The sequence below is a fragment of the Haloterrigena gelatinilytica genome, from assembly GCF_013342145.1.
GTDB lineage: Archaea > Halobacteriota > Halobacteria > Halobacteriales > Natrialbaceae > Haloterrigena > Haloterrigena gelatinilytica.
Window position 1 is genome coordinate 1784146 of sequence record NZ_JABUQZ010000001.1, and the last position, 15637, is coordinate 1799782.

Genomic DNA, 15637 nt, shown 5'->3' on the forward strand with positions numbered 1-15637 from the left:
TTTTCCGCGAAACCGTCACGAACTGGCGACTGTATCCGTTCTCGATCGATATGTGATATTCGTGGCTATTACTTATGGCTCTCGTCGGCGTGAGTAGCGTATGGCGGCGATCGACTCCATCGAACGGCTTTTCCAGACGGTTTACAGGGGGCCGATCAAGCGAGCGGCGCACGCGACGGGGATCAACGAACTCCTCGAGTGGGGACTCTGGGCGGGCTACCGGACGATCAACGGCGGCGAAAAGACGCTCCGTATCGACGGCGAAACGGCGACGTTCGCCGTCCCGACGCGGTCGACGCTCGGCGTCCTGAGCGTCGCGGAGACGGTCGAGAAGCCGATCTACCGGGACCTCCTCGAGCGCGTCCGCCCGGACGACGTCTTCTGGGACGTCGGCGCCAACGCCGGCACCTACAGCTGTCTCGTCGGCTCGCGGCTCGCGGGTGACGGCGCCGCGGTCTCGTTCGAGCCGTATCCGCCGACCGTAGACCTGTTGCGGCGAAATCTCCGGCGGAACGGCGTCGACGCGACCGTCGCCCCGTTCGCGCTCGGGGACGCCGACGGGACGACCGAACTGGCGGTGCGCTACGACGACGAACCCGGCTCGCAGGAGCACACGCTGACGCCCGAGCGTCGCGAGTCCGCAGACGTCGTCGACACGGTGACGGTCCCCGTCCGTCGCGGCGACACCCTCGTCGACGACGGAACGCTGCCCGAGCCGACCGTGCTGAAGATCGACGCCGAGGGCGCCGGCCCGGCGGTGCTCGCGGGCCTCGAGTCGACGCTGTCGAACGGCGCCGTCCGCCGGGTCTACGTCGAGCCCCACGGGAACACCGACGAACTCGAGTCGACGCTCACCGAGTTCGGCTTCTCGGTCGCCCGCGAGTATCTCGGTCGGCATCGGTCGAACAGGAACCCGATCCTCGTGGCCCGGCAGGGCTCGACGGGATCGACGGGGCGCGTCTCGCGACTGCTCGGTCGGGGCGGCGAGGAACCGCGGCCGTCCTGACCGCGGACCGAGTCACCGCGGCACCCGCGGCACGGTCCTCGCGCACACGCGATCGCACGACCGCGCACACCGCACGCACACCCGCGCTGTCGGTCGGTTTTCGGCGAAAGCGTTATCAGATCCTCGGTCGTAGCGAGCGACGATGCAGGACACTCGCCCGTCCGTACCGGAACCGATCGCTCGAGGAGGTGAGCCGTCGTGGAGCTGATAATCACGGAGAAGGACAACGCCGCGCGACGGATCGCCGACATCCTCTCCGGCGGCACCTACGACTCGAGCCGCGAGAACGGCGTCAACGTCTACGAGTGGGGCGGAAAGCGCTGCGTGGGGCTGTCGGGCCACGTCGTCGGCGTCGACTTCCCGGACGAGTACTCGGACTGGCGGGACGTCGAGCCCGTCGAACTCATCGACGCCGACGTCGAGAAGACGGCAACGAAGGAGAACATCGTCGCGACGCTGCGCATCCTCGCGCGCAAGGCCACCCGCGTCGCCATCGCGACCGACTACGACCGCGAGGGCGAACTCATCGGCAAGGAGGCCTACGACATCGTCCGCGACGTCGACGAGGAGGTCCCCATCCGCCGCGTGCGGTTCTCCTCGATCACGGAAAACGAGGTCCAGAGCGCCTTCGACGATCCGGACGACCTCGACTTCGATCTGGCGGCCGCGGGCGAGGCCCGCCAGATCATCGACCTGATCTGGGGCGCCGCGCTGACCCGCTTCCTCTCGCTGTCGGCGGGCCAGCTCGGCAACGACTTCATCTCGGTCGGGCGAGTGCAGTCGCCGACGCTGAAGCTGATCGTCGACCGCGAGCGCGAGATTCAGGCGTTCGATCCCGAGACCTACTGGGAGCTGTTCGGCGATCTGACGAAGGACGAGACCACGTTCGAGGCCCAGTACTTCTACCGCGACGAGGACGACAACGAGGCCGAGCGCGTCTGGGAGGAGGCCGTCGCCGACGAGGTCTACGAGACGCTGGCCGAGCGCGACTCGGCGACCGTCGTCGACGTCAACCGCCGGACGCGGACGGACACGCCGCCCGAGCCGTTCAACACGACCCAGTTCATCCGCGCGGCCGGCGCCCTCGGCTACTCCGCCAAGCGGGCGATGTCCATCGCCGAGGACCTCTACACCGCCGGCTACATCACCTACCCGCGGACGGACAACACCGTCTACCCCGACGACCTGGATCCCGAGGAACTGCTCGACGACTTCGTCGGCCACCCGACGCTCGGCGACTCGGCCGAGGACCTCCTCGAGACCGACGAGATCGTCCCCACCGAGGGCGACGAGGAGACGACCGATCACCCGCCCATTCATCCGACCGGCGAGATCCCCTCGCGCGGCGGCGACGTGAGCGACGACGAGTGGGAGGTCTACGAACTCGTCGTCCGGCGGTTCTACGCGACCGTCGCCGACGCGGCCGTCTGGGAACACCTCAAGGTCGTCACCGAGGTCGACGACTACCGCATGAAGTCCAACGGCAAGCGCCTCGTCGAGCCCGGCTACCACGACGTCTACCCGTACTTCAGCACGTCCGAGAACTACGTCCCCGACGTCGCCGAGGGCGAGGAGCTCGCGCTGACCGACGTCGAACTCGAGGAGAAGGAGACCCAGCCGCCCCGCCGCTACGGCCAGTCGCGGCTCATCGAGACCATGGAGGACATGGGGATCGGGACGAAGTCGACCCGACACAACACCTTAGAGAAACTGTACGATCGGGGCTACATCGAGAGCGATCCGCCGCGGCCGACCAAGCTCGCGATGGCCGTCGTCGACGCGGCCGAGAACTACGCCGACCGCGTCGTCAGCGAGGAGATGACGGCCCAGCTCGAACAGGACATGGACGCCATCGCCAGCGGCGAGGCGTCGCTGGACGACGTCACCGACGAGTCCCGCGAGATGTTAGAGGAGATCTTCGCCAACCTCGCCGACTCGCGCGACGAGATCGGCGACCACCTCCGCAAGTCGCTCAAGGACGACAAGCGGCTGGGGCCCTGCCCCGAGTGCGGCGAGGACCTGCTCGTCCGACGCAGCCGCCACGGCTCCTACTTCGTCGGCTGCGACGGCTATCCGGACTGCGAGAACACGCTGCCGCTGCCCTCGACCGGCAAGCCGCTGATCCTCGAGAGCGAGTGCGAGGACCACGGCTTGAACGAGGTCAAGATGCTCGCCGGCCGCCAGACGTTCGTCCACGGCTGCCCGCTCTGTAAGGCCGAGGACGCCGGCGAAGGGCCCGTGCTGGGCACCTGTCCGGACTGCGGAGACGAACACGACGGCGAACTCGCCGTCAAAACTCTCGAGAGCGGTTCCCGACTGGTGGGCTGTACGCGCTACCCCGACTGCGAGTACTCGCTACCGCTGCCGCGGCGCGGCGAGATCGAGGTCACCGACGAGCGCTGCGACGAACACGACCTGCCCGAACTCGTCGTCCACAGCGGCGACGACCCCTGGGAGCTGGGCTGTCCGATCTGTAACTACCAGGAGTTCCAGGCCCGCGAGAGCGACTCCGGCTCCGACCTCGAGGCGCTGGACGGCGTCGGCGCCAAGACCGTCGAGAAGCTCGCCGACGCGGGCATCGAGAGCCTGGACGATCTGACCGAGGCCGATCCGGACGCGGTCGCCGAGGACGTCGACGGCGTCAGCGCCGATCGGGTCCGAACCTGGCAGGCGAAGGCGTAAGATCAGATCCGTTTTTCGACCGTCTGGACCCCTTCCGAGAGCGTCTCCCGCTTGAAGTACAGCGCCTCGACCGCGAAGACCGCCGCGGCGATGACGACGACCAGCCAGAAGACCGCGGGGAGCTGCGAGTAGAGGTACCACGTCAGCATGACGAAGAAGGCGGCCGAGCCGATCGCACCGACCAGCGGCGGGATCGGATTGACGTCGACGTCGTCGGAATCGCGCACCGTCAGCGCGAGCGCGCACATCGTGCCGAAGACGACGATAAAGGCCAGCGAGGCGAACTCGACGACGGCCTCGAGGCTCCCGAGGACGGCGAAGGCGGCCGTCAGGACGCCGATTACGAGCACGGTCCGCTTGGGCGCGGCGTCGGCGTCCGGATCGCCCATCTCGTGGGGCAGGATGTCGTCGTCGATCAGGTTCTTGGCGAAGATGGCCTCGCTGAACAGCGTCGAGTTGATCGCGCTGGCGGTCGAGATGAGGCCGGCGAGCCCGACCGCGAGCGCGAGCCACTTCGAGATGAGGAGGGCGCCGTAGAGCAGCGCCGGCTCGGGCTGGGCGGTGACGACCTCTTCGGGCAACAGCGTCGTGATGACGAACCCGACGAGGATGTAGATCGCGGCCGCGATCGGAATCGAGATGGCCACGCCCTTCGCGAGCGTCTCGTCGGGATTGTCGAACTGCTCCTGATCGTAGAACAGCAGCTGCCAGCCCTCGAAGGAGACGAACCCGACCGAGGCGGCGATTACGGGATTGAGACCGAGTTGCGAGAAGCCGGTCCGCAACTGGAAGTGCGCCGCGCCGTACCAGAGGCCGACGAGGCCGAAGACGGCGATGATCCCCGCCTGGACGAACACGAGGTAGCGCTCGACCGCCGCCGACGAGCTCGCGCCGAGGAGGTTCAACCCGACGAAGACCGCGAGCACGCCGACAGAGAGGAACTGCCGGACCGGCAGCCCCCAGACGTACTCGAACCCGATCAGCATCTGGCCGTACATGCCGAACGCGTAGGCGTACATCGCCATCGTCCCGATGTAGCCGACGACGAGCGTCCAGCCGACGACGCCCGCGGTCGTCGATCTCCCCGTCAGTTCCTCGATGTAGGTGACCGAGCCGCCGTTGCTGTCGGTCGCGTCGTTGAGCTTGACGTACGAGTACGCACAGCAGCAGACGACGACGGTCGCGAGGCCGTAGGCGAACCAGGTCAGGACGCCGGCGGCGGCGACGACGATGCCGATCGCCGCGTAGATCCCGCCGCCGACGATGCCGCCGACGCCCAGCGCGACGGCCGTTCCGACCCCGAAGCCGCCGCCGTCGTCCTCCGACCCGCCGCCACCGTCTTCGCTCACGATCCCGACCCCACCGTTACGACGCCGTTTTCCCACACGAGCCGCGGATTGACCCGTGCGATCGGGTGAACGCGGAAGTTCTCGACGCCCGCGTCCGCCGCGAAGCTGTTCTCGAACGAGCAGATCGGCAGGCAGACGCGATCCTCGAGCAACCGGGTGATCGCCGTCTCGTAGAGGCGGCGCCGCTGCTCGCGATCCGTCGTCGTTCGCGCCGTCGCGAGCCGTTCCATGACCGCGTCCTCGCGGTAGAAAGTCCCGTTCGTCACGCCGGTCATGTTCTCGTGGAACGTCGGGTAGAGATGGGTGTCCGGGTCGGGCGTGCCCGTGATCTCCCCGACGAACACCGAGTAGTCGCGCTCGGAGCCGGAGACGTGCCGCTCGAGGAATTTCGTCTCGGATACCGAAATCGTGAGCGCGCCGCGGCTGGCGTCCCGGAGGCCGCCGGCGAGCGCCTCGCCGAACTCCTTGTGTTTGGGATCCGTCGAGGTCAGGATGCGAAGCTGCCCGCTGGCCGCGTCGGCCTCGCGAAAGAGGTCGCGGGCGCGTTCGGGGTTCTTCTCGTTCGCGAGCTTCGCCCACTCGTCGGTCGGCATGTCCCACTCCTCGGCGACCCGCGGCGGTAGCGGGCCGTACTGGCGCTGGCCCATCGGCTCGACGAACTCGGAGACCGCCTTCTCGAGGTCGATGCAGTAGCTGATCGCCTCTCGCACTCGCGGGTCGGTCGTCGGCCCCTCGTTGCAGTTGAAGCCGAAGTAAAACGACGTGTACCCCTGCCGGCGCTTTACCGACGCGTTCGCGACGTCACTGACGTGATCGACGATCAGCGGCGAGACCGGCTCGATCAGATCGTTTCGATTCGTCCGGAGGCTGGTCAGCTGGGTCACCGGGAACTCGACGTAGACCATCGTGAGCCGATCGATCGCGGGCGGGGTCTCGCCCCAGTAGTCGTCCCAGCGGCGGAGCGTGGTCTTCTTCTCCGCGCTGAACGACGCCACCTCGAACGGGCCGGCGCCGATCGGATCCGTGGCGAACGCCTCCCTGTCGTCCTCGCGCTCCTGTCGGGGCACGATCGGATGCGTGAGCGCGTGCTCGAGCGCCGGGTACGGTTCCGTCAGCGTGAACCGAACGGTGTGCTCGCCGTCGGCCTCGACCGATTCGAACGGGCTCACCAGCCATTCCGTCGGCGCGTCTTCCTCGAGCGGCGCGGTGTACGAGTAGACCACGTCCTCGGCGGTCACCGCCCGGTCGTTCTGAAACCGCGCGCCCTCGTCGAGTTCGACGACGATCTCCCGGCCGCCGTTATCGAGTTCCGGATCGCCGGCCGCGATCGCGGGAACGATATCGGTACCCTCGCCGTAGCCGTAGAGCCCCTCGAAGATCCGATCGATCGCCTGCTCCGAACCGATCGCTCGCGCGGTGATCGGATCGAGAGAGAGCGGCGGCCGGAGCGTTCCCACGCGGAGCGTCGAGCCCGCGTCCGTTCCAAGCGTCGTCGAACAGCCCGCCATCGTTGCCGTGCTCGCCCCGCCGAGAGCGACGAGCAGGTCGCGTCGCGCCACTCCGCCTGTTCGGTTCTCACCCTGATCAGTCATCGGAACTCGTGTGCGTCAGTCGTCGTCGGCAGGTTCGTCGAGCCGTCGCGTACTCGGCCGTTATAGACTCTATTGCGACGACCGACGAGTGCGGCATGCCTGCACCTGATGGGACGCGTTCGCCGGGTCAACGGTGCGATCGCCAGCGGTTGAATCGGACTCTTCCGGGAGTAGAATTAACTGAGTGTTCGCATATGTCAGTATCACCCTCGCGACGCCGTCGGGCGTCGCACCTCACAGCATGTCTGGACCCGACAAAATCGCGGACGGACCGGGAATCGGAGGGGGCGACGGGATCGAAGTCACCGTCGGGATCGATCGACTCGAAGCCTTCCTCACGGCCGACGATCCCGACGTTCGGGAGTACGCTGCGCGAACGCTCGCGACGAAGGCCGCCGAGCGGCCCGACGACGTTCGCTCGGCCGTCCCGTCGCTGACCGACCGCCTCGAGGACGAGCCGTCGATCAGGTCCCACGCCGCCGCCGCGCTGTCCGCCGTCGCGGCCGACCACCCCGGCGCCGTTCGCGAGTCGATCCCCGCGCTGACCGACCGGCTGGAGGGCGAGGCGCGGAGCGCCTCGAGTACGAGCGGCGAAGCCGCGAGTGCGACCGTCCGCGCGGACGCGGCCGACGCGCTCGCGGCCGTCGCGGCCGCAGATCCCGCAGCAGTCGCCGACTCGATCGAGGCGCTCGGGCGCTACGCGACCGACGGGAACGAGCGGGTCAGGGTTCGGACGACCGACGCGCTCGCGGCCGTCGCCGACGCCCAGCCCGAACGGGCCGTCGCCGTCGTCGACGACGTCGCCGCCACGGCCGACGACGAGACGGCCGCCGTCCGCGAGAACGCGACGGCGGTCCTCGCGGCGGTCGCGGCGGCCGCTCCCGACGCGGTCCTCGAGGCCGTCCCGGCCCTGGTCGATCGGCTCGAGGACGAGGCGGACGACCCGGACGGCGCGACCGCGTCCGCCGAGGCCGGAGCGATCGGCGGCCACGCGATGGAAGCGCTTCGAGCGATCGCCGACGACTCGCCGGCGGCCGTCGCGGACGCGGTCGATCCGATCGCAGCCCGCTTCGCGGACGACCGAGAAGGGGTCCGTCACGACGCCGCCATCGCCCTCGCGTCGATCGCAGCCGCCCGGCCCGAGGCGGTCACCGAGGCCGTCGATCGACTCGCGGACCGACTCGACGACGCGGCGGCGATCCGCCGCGAAGTGCGCCGGCGCGCTGCGCGAGTCGCGGCAGCCGAACCCGGCGGCGTCGCGTCGGCGACCGCCGCTCTCGTCGACCGACTCGACGACCCGCTCGAGGCGTTCGGACGGACGCCGCCGGGACGCTCGCATCGGTCGCGGCGGAGCGCCCGACCGCGATCGCCGAGGCCGTCCGCCCGCTGGCCCGACGGCTGGAGACGGACGTCGAGGCGGTTCGGAGCCACGGCGTCACGGCGATCGCGGCCGTCGCCGACGAGCGGCCGGCCGCGGTCGAACCCGTCGTCACCGAACTGGCCGCCGTCGCCGACGCCGACGACGAGCGCGTTCGCCTCGACGCGGTCCGGGCGATCGCCGCCGTAGCGTCGTCCTCGCCCGACGCGATCCGACCGGTCGTCCCCGCTCTCGCCGAACGGGTCGACGACCCCCACGAACCGGTCCGCCGGCCCGCAGTCGACGCGCTGGCCGCGCTGGCACGCGAGACGCCCGCCGCGGGGACGGACGTTCCCGCGCTCCTCGAGGCCCTCGAGGGCGAGGCGGAGAACGCCTCGGACGCGGACGACGAGTGGATTCAGGGGTACGCGGCCCGCGGCCTCGCCGACGTCGCGCGGTCGGCGACCGCCGACGCCCACCCGGCGGTCGGTCGCTGACCCGGCGGCTCGACGACGACGCGGCCGCCGTTCGGCAGGCCGCGACGCGCGATCTCGTGACCGTCGCGGCCGAGCGCCCGCTGGCGGTTCGCGGCGCCGTCGGCCCGCTGGCCGAGCCGTTGGGAGACGAGGACGCGACGGTTCGGAACAACGCGGCGATCGTCCTCTCGCGGGTCGCGGCGTCGGCCCCCGACGATCTCCGCGAGGACGACGTGGTGGTCTCGTTGCTGGCGGCGCTGGACGACCCGGATCGTTCCGTTCGCCGGACCGTTCGCCGGACGCTCGGCGAGATCGCACCCGACACCGGCGACGACTGTCGGCCGACACTGTCGCTGGCCGTCGCGGAGACGACGGCCGAAGCGGAGCGGGTCCGCGTCGCCGCCTGCGAGGCCATCGCCACGCTCGGCCTCGAGTCCGGGGCGGAGGCCGAGGCCGTCGTCGAGGCGCTCGCCGAACTGCTGGTCGATCCGACGCCGGCCGTTCGCGCCGCGGCGCTGGACACCCTCGAGACGACGCTCGCGGAGGACGCCGACGTCGAGCCGACGCCGACCGACGTCGTCCTCGAACTGCTGTCGGGCGATGACGACCGGTCGGCCGCCGTCGCCGCCGCGCTCGGGGACATCGCCCGGATCAACTCGGAGCCTATCGCCGCGGCCGCCCCGTCGCTGCTCGAGCGGCTCGCACCGGGCGGAGCCGACGCGCCGGCGCTCCTGCGCGCGCTGACGACGGTCGACGCGGCGGACGACGGCGACGCCAGCACCGTCACCGGGGCGCTCGTCGATCGGCTCGACGCCGACGGGGACCGACGCGCGATCGCCGGGGAGATCGCCCGGCTCGCGGCGACGGCGCCCGACGACGCGGCCGCCGAGCGAGACCGACTGGCCGACCTGCTCGCGGAGCGGGCGGGAAGCGCCGGACGGAACGGGGACGGGGAGGCCGACGACGAGGCGGTCCGGGGCTACGCCGCGCTCGCGCTCGGCACCCTCGCGGTCACCGGTCGCGACGACGGAAGCGCGCTGGAATCCGAGCTCGAGGCGGTCGACGACCGGCTGCTCGACGCCGCCTCGCTGGCGGCCGGCGGCGAGACACCGACCCACACCGACGGGATCAACACCCAGCTCTCGGGGATGGGCGACCGGCTGGACGCGGAGCCGTGGGTCGCCGGCCTCGCCGCCCTCGCGCTGGCCGTGCTGGCCGACGAGTCGGCGACGCTCCGGCCGACCGGGATCGAGAAAATCGCCGGCGGACTCGAGGCCGACGGTCCCGTCGTCCGGGTCGCCGCCGGTCGGGTCCTCGAGACGATGGCCGACGACGATCCGTCCGGCTTCGCGGACGCGGTGCCGGCGCTGCTCGCGGCCCTCGAGGACTCCGATGCCGACGTCCGGGCGGCGGCCGCCGGCGCGCTGGCCGCGTGTGCCCAGTCGGACGATGAATCGCCGTTCGAGGACGCCGGTCGGAACCCCGTCCCGGTCCTCGAGTCGCGCCTCGCCGATCGCGACGGCCGGGTGCGCGCTCGAGCCGTCCGGACGCTGGCGGCGCTCGAGGCGGCCGAGACGCGACCCGCGATCGAGTCGCTGACCGACGACCCAGTCCCGGCCGTCGCGACCGCAGCCGACGACGCGGTGACGCGGCTCGCGGACGCCACCGACGCGCCCCCCGATTCCGACGCGGCGACGCCGCCAGCTGGCCGATGACGCGGGCCGGCGCGAACCGGTCGCGCGGTCGGCGGCCGACCGCTGGGCCGCGCCCGACCGAACGCTGGCGCGACGATCCCGAAGACGCCGCGATCGAAGCCGCGCCGGCGGTCGTCGGCGAGACGGTCGCCGTCGGTCTCGACGACGGCAGCGTCGCCGCGCTGGCCCTCGAGGACGGGCGCGAGCGCTGGCGGTTCGAAACCGGCGGCCCGGTCAGGGCCGCGCCCGCGGTCGCCGACGAGAGGGTCGTCGTCGGCAGCGCCGACGGCGCCGTCTACGCGATCGACGCCGAGAGCGGCGAGCGCGCGTGGCGCTACCAGACCGACGGTCGCGTCGAGACGTCGCCGGTCGTCGCCGACGGCGTCGTCTACGCCTGTAGCGACGACCTCCACGCGATCGACGCCGAGAACGGTCGCCCGGTCTGGACGGCCGCCCTCGAGGGCGAGTGCTCCGGGCCGACGGTCGCCGACGATGCGGTCTACGTCGCCACCGGCGATCGACTGCACTCGCTCGCGACGGCCGACGGGGGCCGACGCTGGGAACGCACCTTCGAGGCCCCCATCGGCGCGCCGCCGGCGGTCGCCGATGGCACGGTCTACGTCGCCAGCGGCGAGACGCTGCTGGCGCTGTCGAGCGCCGACGGCTCGCGGCGGTTCCGGTTCGACACCGGGGCGCGGATCGAGACGCCGCCGGCGGTCTCGAGCGCCGACGGCACCGTCTACGCGACCAGTTCCGACGGGAGCCTCTACGCCGTCGAGACGGCCCGCGGCACCGCGCGCTGGCGGGTCGACGTCGGGACGGCGGCGACGGGGCCCGCGGTCGTCGGCGAGGCGGTCTATCTGGCGACCGAGGACGGGCGGCTGCTCGCGCTGACGGCCGGCGACGGACGCCGGCGCTGGCGACTCGAACGCGAGTCGACTCCCGCGGCGATGATCGCCTCGAGCGCGACGCTGTGGCTTATCGACGACGGTATCGCGGCGCTCGGTGGCGGTCGCTCGTCCCTGACGGAGTCGCTCTCCGGGCTGTTCACTCGATTCGGCGGCGACTCCTAAGCTCGCCAGCAGCGGGTGCGAAATAGCGCTGAATCGCACACGTCGTTGCTGACGTGGGCGTCGCGAACGGAGACGGTTTATCCGGTCAGATCAGTTCGGCGACCTCGGCGGCGACGGAAGCGTCGACGAACGCGATGACCCGGTCGCCGGTTTGGATGATCTTGTTGCCCCGCGGGATCTGCAGCTGCTCGTTGCGGACGATCGCGCCGATCACGATCCCGGACGGAAGCTGGTCGGTAACGTCCCGGAGGGCTTTCCCGGCGAGAGCGCTCTCCGAGTCGACGACGACCTCGAGCACTTCGGCGTCGTCGTGTCCAAGGACGCTGACTTCCTTCGGTCCCGGCTCGTAAATGGTCCGGAGGATCTCGCTGACGATGATGTCTTCGGGGTGGACGATCACGTCGAGGCCGGTTTCCTCGAAGAGGTCGACGACCTCGGGGTTGTCGACGACGGCCGCGGTTCTGGCGACGTCGAACTCCCTGGCCAACTGCGCCAGGAGGTAGTTCGTGTTATCGTCGACCGTGCCGACGACCAGATCGGCGCCGGTTAACACGTTGGGGTTGAAGCCGCCGATGTTCGTCACGTCGGTCTCCGCGACCGACGAACGTCGGAGTCGGGTCGTCAACTGCGTCGCCTGCTCCGGATCGCGCTCGACGATTTCCGGCGTCCAGCCCCGGGCCTCGAACTGCTGTGCGATCTGGTAGCCCAGCACGTCGCCGCCGACGACCACGATGTCGTCTTCGGATTTCAACGGCGGCTGAGCGGAAACGTCCGCCGCGAAGCGGCTGATGCTGGCGAGACTGCCGATCACGACGACGCAGTCCCCCGACCGGATCACGGTCTCCCCGGTCGGGATGATGACGTCGTCGTCCCGGAGGATCGCCGCGAACGTCGCCGACGCGTAGCGATCCGCCTCCGCGACGCGCTGGCCGGTTATCGGCGTGTCCTCTCCGATTTCGAACTCGGCGACCTCCACTTGGTCGTCGGCGAAGGTGTCGACGGCGTGGGCGCCCGGAAGCGCGATCGTCCGAACGACGGCTTCGGCCGCGAGCTTATCGATACACAGCATCGTGTCGACGCCGAGTCCCTCGTCGAGCGACTGCCAGGTCTCGAACAACCCGACTTCCTTGACGCGGGCGATGGTGCGCGGATCGCCGGCCTGCTTGGCCGCGTTGCAGACCATGACGTTCGCCGCGTCGCTGTCGGTGCTCGCGACGACGATCTCCGCCCGATCGATGCCCGCCTCCCGGAGCGTCGACGCCGAGCGACCGTCGCCGACGACCCCGGTCACGTCGTGTCGTGAACGAAGCTCATCGACCAGATCCGCGTTTCGGTCGATGACGACCACATCATTGGATTCCGCGAGGTCAGCGGCCAAATTCGATCCGACGCTCCCGGCACCGATGATGAGAATCATCTGTGATCCCGTATTACTGAGTCGGAAGCAGTCGTAAATCTTTGCCTGTCACTGGAAGAGACAATACCGGCGAGATCGGGAACGATCCGCCGTACCGTGTGCGACGGTCGCGGTTGATCGTCGGAGAGCCACGCCAGTAGCCGTCGTTACGGCCTCGAGCCGCCGATGCGCGACGCCGTCGACCCGCCGGTCGTTTCGTCGGACGGTCCTTCCCCACGGTCACCGTCGGAATCCTCGACCTCGAGTTCGGCGTCGACGTCCCGGACGATCGTTTCGCGATCGAGGACGGCAGTCTCGTGCCACCGTTTCTCGCCGTTCGGATCGACGAGGATCGTTGTCGGGTAGCCGACGACGCCGTAGGCCTCGGCCAGTCCGGCATCGTAGCCGACGGCCCAGTCGCCGCCGTGGGTCGCCCACCACTCGCGGAGCGCGGCCGGCGACAGCGTCTCGGGGCGCTGGTAGGTGGCCGCGACGAATCGGACGGCGTCGCCGCGTCGCTCGCGGAGCCGATCGCGGGCGGCGGCGAGTTCAGGGATCTGCGCCCGACAGTTGCCGCAGCCGGTGACGAAAAACGTGACGAGCGCGACCGCGTCGGTCGGAACGCGGACCGTCCCCGCCTCGCTCCCGCGCGCGTCGATCGTCTCCACCTCGAGGGACTCGTCGCCGTCGCTCATCTCCGGACCGTCGGCGCCGAACGACGGCGGCCCGACTCGCAGCAGGGACCCGGCGCCGGCGAGGGCGCCCGCGCTTCCGAGACCGGCGAGGAGTTCGCGCCTGTTCATCGACTCACTCCCCGTGCGACGGGGACCGTATGGCCGGCCGTACGGAGCGACGAAACAAGAGTTCGCTGCCGGCGACGAACTCTCGAGACCGCCACAGACAACTGCCCCAGGCCCGTCGTAGAAGCCATGACCGACGAGCGCGAGCGGTGGAACGACCGGTACGGCGACGTCGAGTTCGAACTCCCCGACGAACCGATCCCCGAACTCGAGCGGCGGATCGAGACGCTACCGGACGGGCGCGCGCTCGACGTCGCGACCGGCACCGGTCGCAACGCCCTCTTTCTCGCCGAGCGCGGCTACGACGTCGACGCGATCGATATCTCCGACGCGGCGATCGAGCGGGCGCGAGACCGAGCCGACGAGCGCGGCCTCGAGGTGAACTGGCGGCGAGCCGACCTGGCCGACGTCGAACTCCCGACCGACGAGTACGACGTGCTCACCGTGAGCTTCTTCGCCGCGCTCGAGCACCTGCCCGATTGCAAGGACGCGCTGGCGCCCGGCGGCGTCCTCGTCTACGAACACCACCTTCGCTCGAGCGATCCCGTCGAGGTCGGCCCCTCGAGCGAGCGTTTCCGGTACCGCTCGAACGACCTCCTGCGGGCGTGTCTCGACCTGACGATCCTCTCCTACGCGGAGCGGCGGCGGCCCGTCGCGGGCGGGACGGCCGCGGTGGCGACGCTGGTCGCGCGCAACTCCCGGGGCGGCACCCAGTCGTATCCGATGCTCGAGGAGTAACGGGCAGTCGTCGGGGGTTGTCCGTCCGACCGGCGGCGCGTCGACCGCGAACCGCGAGCGGTCCGGTCAGTCGAGAACGTCCTCGATGTCTCGCTCGAGGGCCTCGATACTGTCTTCGATGTTCTCGACCATCATCGTCTGCTCCTCGGTGGCGGCCGCGATGCTCTGTACCGCGGCCGTGACCTCGTCGCTCTGTTCGGCGACCGAGTCGATCATGCCGGTGATCTCCTCCGAACTCGCGGCCTGTTGGTCCGTCGCGGCGGCGATGTCCGTGATCCCCTCGTTGGTCTCCTGGATCGCGCTGCGGATGGTTTCCTGGTTCTCGACGACGCCCTCGATCTCCGTCACGACGGTGGCGATCTCCTCGTTGGTCGTCTCGACGCTGTCGACCGTGTCCAGGGCCGTCTCGCGGATCTCGGCGACGATGGCTTCGATCTCGTCGGCGCGCTCTTTGGACTGCTCCGCCAGGCCCTTGATCTCGTTGGCCACGACGGCGAAGCCGTTCCCGGAGCCGTCGGCGCGGGCCGCCTCGATGTTGGCGTTGAGCGCGAGCAGGTTCGTCTGGTCGGCGATGTGACACTCCCCTTGCACCTCGGAGAGGCTGTCGGACTGCTCCTCGGCGGACTCGCTGATCTCCTGGGAGTTCTCGGCCATGTTCGTCGCCGCGTCCCGCAGTTCCGCGACGGCGCCCTCGACCTCGTCGCTCATCTGTTCTTGAAGCTGCGTGATCCGCTCTCGCTGTTCGATCAGCGTCGTCACGCGAGTGAGGACCTCGACGGCGCCGACGACGTCGCCGTCCTCGCTCGTGATCGGGACGCCGAGCGCGCGGGCGTGTACCGTCTCGCCGTCGGCGCTCTCGGCCGCCCGGATCGATTCCTCCCGGATCGGGCGTCCGGTCCGGATGACCTCCTCGGCGAGGGTCTCGTCCTCGCCTTCGGTCCCGAAGACATCGTACGCGTGTTTCCCCACGACGTCGCCGGCCGGATAGCCGGTGATTTCCTCGACGCCGTCGTTCCACCGGGTGATGTAGCCGGAGCCGTCGACGGCGAACGCCGGCTCCGGAAACACGTCGATAAGGCCGGTGAACGCGCCTCGCCAGAAGGCGGCCGCGTCGTCGTCCGCTCCGGGTTCGATGCTGGGGGGAGTTCCTGTCTCAATCGCCATGGTGATTCTCGTTTGGAGAACATATCTCGATACCGTTTATAAACTGTGGCCGCTCAGCGGATCGGAAATCGCACGAAAGCGGTCGTTATCTGAACTCAATCGTTACTACTCGGAATATTGGTACTAAATGAAGGCACTGCGACACCCTATAATGTCGCCCGCGCCGGTGGGATGGCCGTCGACCGCGCTCGAGGGGGCCGGTGCGTCGGTCTCGAGGGCACGGCCGGTATTGACAGCGCGCCCTCGCGGAGAGCGACCGACAATTGGTCAATCGTGTAGTTCGCGTCGCCGAACGACCGGGCCGCGAGGC

General features: G+C 69.9%; 11 protein-coding genes and 1 pseudogene. 7 read left to right on the plus strand and 5 right to left on the minus strand.

Annotated elements, in window-relative coordinates; genetic code table 11:
* Positions 1-100 precede the first annotated feature (100 nt).
* Together HTZ84_RS09010 and HTZ84_RS09015 are read left to right on the plus strand one after the other, a co-directional pair.
* Positions 101-1006, plus strand: a complete 906-nt coding sequence (locus HTZ84_RS09010) for an FkbM family methyltransferase (RefSeq protein ID WP_174680361.1) — start codon at positions 101-103, stop codon at positions 1004-1006.
* A 198-nt stretch (positions 1007-1204) separates the two neighbouring features.
* Positions 1205-3688, plus strand: coding sequence for a DNA topoisomerase I (locus HTZ84_RS09015; RefSeq protein ID WP_174680362.1), 2484 nt, complete (start codon positions 1205-1207; stop codon positions 3686-3688).
* Between the two features lie 2 nt (positions 3689-3690).
* On the opposite strand, the gene HTZ84_RS09020 is transcribed toward HTZ84_RS09015, so the two are convergent.
* Together HTZ84_RS09020 and HTZ84_RS09025 are read right to left on the minus strand one after the other, a co-directional pair.
* Positions 3691-5037, minus strand: coding sequence for an APC family permease (locus HTZ84_RS09020; protein ID WP_174680363.1), 1347 nt, complete (start codon positions 5035-5037; stop codon positions 3691-3693).
* Entirely contained in the window at positions 5034-6629 is a 1596-nt protein-coding gene (locus tag HTZ84_RS09025; RefSeq protein WP_217468206.1) for an ABC transporter substrate-binding protein, read from the minus strand. The genes HTZ84_RS09020 and HTZ84_RS09025 overlap by 4 nt, the downstream gene beginning before the upstream one ends.
* Before the next feature lie 241 nt (positions 6630-6870).
* Here HTZ84_RS09025 and HTZ84_RS23195 point away from each other — a divergent pair.
* The 4 genes and pseudogenes from HTZ84_RS23195 to HTZ84_RS22815 all read left to right on the plus strand — a co-directional run.
* A pseudogene (locus HTZ84_RS23195) lies at positions 6871-7113 on the plus strand (hypothetical protein); the annotation flags it as partial.
* 881 nt (positions 7114-7994) lie between these two features.
* The gene (locus HTZ84_RS23200; protein WP_309138885.1) at positions 7995-8483 is read left to right on the plus strand and encodes a sister chromatid cohesion protein PDS5; all 489 of its coding nucleotides are present in this window, start codon (positions 7995-7997) and stop codon (positions 8481-8483) included.
* Positions 8399-10177, plus strand: coding sequence for a HEAT repeat domain-containing protein (locus HTZ84_RS22810; protein ID WP_309138864.1), 1779 nt, complete (start codon positions 8399-8401; stop codon positions 10175-10177). The genes HTZ84_RS23200 and HTZ84_RS22810 overlap by 85 nt, the downstream gene beginning before the upstream one ends.
* Entirely contained in the window at positions 10174-11229 is a 1056-nt protein-coding gene (locus HTZ84_RS22815; protein ID WP_254611725.1) for an outer membrane protein assembly factor BamB family protein, read from the plus strand. Before HTZ84_RS22810 ends, HTZ84_RS22815 begins: the two co-directional genes overlap by 4 nt.
* A gap of 85 nt (positions 11230-11314) precedes the next feature.
* On the opposite strand, the gene trkA is transcribed toward HTZ84_RS22815, so the two are convergent.
* Both trkA and HTZ84_RS09040 read right to left on the minus strand, forming a co-directional pair.
* Entirely contained in the window at positions 11315-12685 is a 1371-nt protein-coding gene (trkA, locus tag HTZ84_RS09035) for a Trk system potassium transporter TrkA (protein WP_309138886.1), read from the minus strand.
* A gap of 107 nt (positions 12686-12792) precedes the next feature.
* Positions 12793-13428: a TlpA family protein disulfide reductase gene (locus HTZ84_RS09040; protein ID WP_174680365.1), complete on the minus strand. Its 636-nt coding sequence runs from the start codon at positions 13426-13428 to the stop codon at positions 12793-12795.
* A gap of 126 nt (positions 13429-13554) precedes the next feature.
* On the opposite strand from HTZ84_RS09040, the gene HTZ84_RS09045 reads away from it, so the two are divergent.
* Complete coding sequence (locus tag HTZ84_RS09045) at positions 13555-14163, plus strand: class I SAM-dependent methyltransferase (RefSeq protein WP_174680366.1); 609 nt, start codon at positions 13555-13557, stop codon at positions 14161-14163.
* A gap of 66 nt (positions 14164-14229) precedes the next feature.
* Here HTZ84_RS09045 and HTZ84_RS09050 read toward each other — a convergent pair whose 3' ends face one another.
* Positions 14230-15327 (minus strand): methyl-accepting chemotaxis protein, encoded by a 1098-nt coding sequence (locus tag HTZ84_RS09050; protein WP_174680367.1) that lies wholly within the window; start codon positions 15325-15327, stop codon positions 14230-14232.
* Positions 15328-15637 lie beyond the last annotated feature (310 nt).